We start from the raw sequence: 4,602 nt of genomic DNA on the forward strand, positions 1-4,602 counted from the left end.
TTACGTCACCGTTTCTGAACCAGGTGTAAGTATAGGAGCTATTTGAAAAATTGCTCTGAATTATTACCTGCGGATTTTCAGGGCACAACTGTCCAACGGCTGTAATAGCCAATGGCTGACCTGAGAACAGATTTACGGTTATGTCATTGGAAAATACGGGTGCGAAATAAGGTAAAGTGATTTGCAGTTTGTAGATGCCGTTTTCTGAAGGAGTGTTAAGCGTTAATGATGAAGCAATAGCTCCAACCACAGGATCTCCGTTCTTAAACCATTGGAAAGTATATCCGGAGGTATTGGTCACAGGAATAGTTCCTGATGGAGTAGTAGCAATAAGGCTGGTCAGACTTAATATGATTGAGGTACTGGAACATTGCTGATAATCAGAATTAGCGCTGATGGTGCTTTCAAATCCGGTTGGATATTCCAATACAAATACTTTTTCGGCAGTAGCATTACAGCCTTGCGTCTGGGTAACCACAACCTTGTAAGTGCCGTTTTGTGTAGCCGTATAGCTGCTCTGGTTGGCTCCCGGAATCGGGTCGTTATTGCGGAACCACGCAAATTGAGGGGCCGCCGCATCTGTCGTTACGGTAAATGTTTTGGTTTCTCCCGGAAGCAGGATGTCCGTAGCAGGCGATGTGCTGGCGATACTAATCTGTCCTATTGTCAACGTAATGGTGTTTGACTGTCTGGTACATCCGCTCTGGCTGATAATCAGGTAATAGTTTCCTTCCGAATCTGCATTATGATTATCCGTAGTAGCACCTGGAATTGGCTGGTCGTTTTTAAACCATTGGTAGGTATAGTCAGAATTGGCAACACTTGACGAAAGGGTAACGCTACTTCCCTCGCATAATGCTCCGGAACTGCTGATTGTAGTGTTTTCCGGCGATAGTTTTATGTCAACGGCATTAGAAACCACAGGCGCGAAATCAGGCAGGGTTACACTCACGGTATAGCTGCCATTTTCTGTCGCGCTGTTTATGGTATGGCTCATGGCTGTAGCTCCGGCAACAGTAGAAGTATTTTTAAACCATTGGTAGGTATAGGCACTGTTGTTCCTGTTGGTCAGGTCGATTACACCTTGTGATGTGTTGGCAATAAAACGGGTAACGGATAAGGTAACAGGTCCGTTATCACAAGCCGTGTAGCTGGTGGTAGGGGTTATGGTTACTTCAAACCCGGTTGGATATTCCAATACAAATACTTTTTCGGCAGTAGCATTACAGCCTTGCGTCTGGGTAACCACAACCTTGTAGGTGCCGTTTTGTGTAGCCGTATAACTGCTCTGGTTGGCTCCCGGAATCGGGTCGTTATTGCGGAACCAGGAAAACTGCGGATCCGCCGCATCTGTCGTTACGGTAAATGTTTTGGTTTCTCCCGGAAGCAGAATGTCTGTAGCAGGCGATGTGCTGGCGATACTAATCTGTCCTATTGTCAACGTAATGGTGTTTGACTGTCTGGTACATCCGCTCTGGCTGATAATCAGGTAATAGTTTCCTTCCGAATCTGCAGTATGATTATCCGTAGTAGCACCTGGAATTGGCTGGTCGTTTTTAAACCATTGGTAGGTATAGGCAGAATTGGCAACACTTGACGAAAGGGTAACACTGCTTCCCTCACACAGTGCTCCGGAACTGCTGATTGTTGTGTTTTCAGGCGATAGTTTTATGTCAACGGCATTTGAAACCACAGGTGTAAAATCAGGCAGGGTTACACTCACGGTATAGCTGCCATTTTCTGTCGCACTGTTTATGGTATGGCTTGTGGCTGTGGCTCCGGCAACAATCGAAGTATTTTTAAACCATTGGTAGGTATAGGCACTGTTGTTCCTGTTGGTCAGGTCGATTACACCTTGTGATGTGTTGGCAATAAAACGGGTTATGGATAAGGCTACAGGTCCGTTATCACAAGCCGTGTGGCTGGAGGTAGGAGCAATGGTTACTTCAAATCCAGTTGGATATTCCAATACAAATACTTTTTCGGCAGTAGCATTACAGCCTTGCGTCTGAGTGACCACAACCTTGTAAGTGCCGTTTTGTGTAGCCGTATAACTGCTCTGGTTGGCTCCCGGAATCGGGTCGTTGTTGCGGAACCAGGCAAACTGCGGAGCCACCGCATCTGTCGTTACGGTAAATGTTTTGGTTTCTCCCGGAAGCAATATGTCTGTAGCAGGCGATGTGCTGGCGATACTGATCTGTCCTATTGTCAACGTAATGGTGTTTGACTGTCTGGTACATCCGCTCTGGCTGATAATCAGGTAATAGTTTCCTTCCGAATCTGCAGTATGATTATACGTAGTAGCCCCCGGAATTGGAAGGTCGTTTTTAAACCATTGGTAGGTATAGGCAGAATTGGCAACACTTGACGAAAGAGTAACGCTACTTCCCTCGCATAATGCTCCAGAACTGCTGATTGTAGTGTTTTCCGGCGATAGTTTTATGTCAGTGGCATTAGAAACCACAGGTGCAAAATCAGGCAGGGTTACACTCACGGTATAGCTGCCGTTTTCTGTCGCGCTGTTTATGGTATGGCTTGTGGCTGTGGCTCCGGCAACAATCGAAGTATTTTTAAACCATTGGTAGGTATAGGCACTGTTGTTCCTGTTGGTCAGGTCAATTGTACCTTGTGACGTATTGGCAATAAAACGGGTAACGGATAAGGTAACAGGTCCGTTATCGCAAGCCGTGTAACTGGTCGTCGGGGTAATAGTTACTTCAAATCCGCTTGGATATTCCAATACAAATGCTTTTTCTTTTTGAATAACGCAGCCCTGATTTTGTGTAACCACAACTTTATAGGTTCCGTTTTGTGTGGCAACATAGCTGCTTTGGTTGGCTCCCGGAATCGGGTCGTTGTTGCGGAACCACGCAAATTGAGGAGCAGTGGCATCGGTAGACACGGATAGTGTTTTTTGTTCGCCCGGTATCAGTATGTCAAAAGCAGGTGAAGTTGTAGTGATTGTGAAAGTAGGAATCTGCAATGCAACAGTATTTGACTGTTTCGTACACGTGCCACTTGTGGCTATAAGATAGTAATTGCCTTCTTCAGATGCCGTATGCGTGCTGGAAACGGCTCCTGCTATTGCAATATCGTTTTTAAACCATTGATAAGTATAGGTGGTGTTGGTGATATTGGATGAAAGCAGAACAGTTCCGTTTTCGCATAGCGGACCACTGTTGGTTATAGTATTGTTTTCAAGGGCAAGATTTACGGCTATGGTATTTGACGTAACAACGCCAAAATCAGGAATGGTAATTTTTAACAGATAGTTTCCGTTTTCAGACGGACTGTTTACCGGAAGCGAAATGTTTGTCGCACCAGGAATTGCAATGTCGTTTCTATACCATTGATAGCTGTAATTGTAAGTGTTGCCAAGAAGATTTATGTTGTTGTTTCCTGTAATGGCATCAAATCGTGAAATTGACAGTGTTGTAGCTGTGCTTGTGCAGGAAGTATAGCCTGTTCCGGTTTGGACTTGCACATCAAAACCTGATGGATAGACTACGGATACGGTGCTTTCTTTCGTTATGTTGCAAGGTTGTGCTTCGGTAACCGAAACAGTATAATCTCCGGCCTGTGTTATATTCAGTGCAGCTTGCGTTGCTCCGGGTAATGGAGAGGTATTTTTATGCCATTGGAATTGCGGATTTTGTGCATCGGTTATAGTGTTGACCGTAATAGTTTCGCCTGGAATTAATACTATTTGTGAAGATGTGCTGAGTGACAGGTTAAAGTCAATGACTTCTAGTGCTATAGGGTCGGACTCGAAAGTACAACCGGAAGCAGTAATTTCCAGATGATAAATGCCTTCTTCAGATGCTTCATAGGTTGGGCCGGTTGCGCCAGGTATGCTGTTGTTATTTTTGAACCAGGCATAGGTATAGCTGGCATTTTGTAATACACTGGTGAGTGTCCGGGTATCATTAGGGCAAATTGCTGTTGAGTTGTTTTCAGCTTGTATGACGGGGCTGATAGGGCTCTGAACCTGGACCTGAACAATATTGGAATAAGAATTCATTACACAGGTTCCGTAGTCAACAATCACATAATAGGAGCCGGGTTGTGTCACAGTCAGCGATGCACCACGCTCGCCCGGGATTTCGATAAAGTTTTTATACCATTTGTAATTCAATGACGGATAATAGAGTGGCGATGCAGAAGTTCCGTCATTGTCAATCTGCAACAGAAAACTTTCATTTCCGCAGAGTGTTACGGTACTGTTATTTCCGTTTATTGAAAATGCCTGATTATGTGCAGCATAATAAGCGGCAAAAGCATTGCTGTTTGGGCTTACTTTTACAGGACTGGTACTCCTGACCCTAATTCTGTAGCCCTCCCCGTAAGTGTTTGTTGGCAGATTAAAATTACTGGTAACTGGTGAAGTTGTATTGGTAAGGGTTTTAACTATGACCGGATTTGCAAAACTTCCGTTTCTATCTGATAATTCTACAATAAATTGGTTAGAAGCACCAAGATTTTGTACCGGGAAAAATGAAAATGAAAAGTTGTAAGTATTGAAGTTTGCTGATGCGCAAGCCTGCGTAAATGCTATAGAAGGAGTTGAAATAGTAATCTGCGCATACCCGAAGCCCACAAAAC

General features: G+C 44.4%; 1 protein-coding gene. It reads right to left on the reverse strand.

Annotated elements, in window-relative coordinates:
• A partial coding sequence (locus VN105_RS01955; protein WP_325637396.1) for a hypothetical protein occupies positions 1–4,186 on the reverse strand: 4,186 nt, incomplete at its 3' end.
• Positions 4,187–4,602 lie beyond the last annotated feature (416 nt).

It is taken from the genome of Chitinophaga sp. (assembly GCF_035564935.1).
Classification (GTDB): Bacteria; Bacteroidota; Bacteroidia; order Chitinophagales; family Chitinophagaceae; genus Chitinophaga.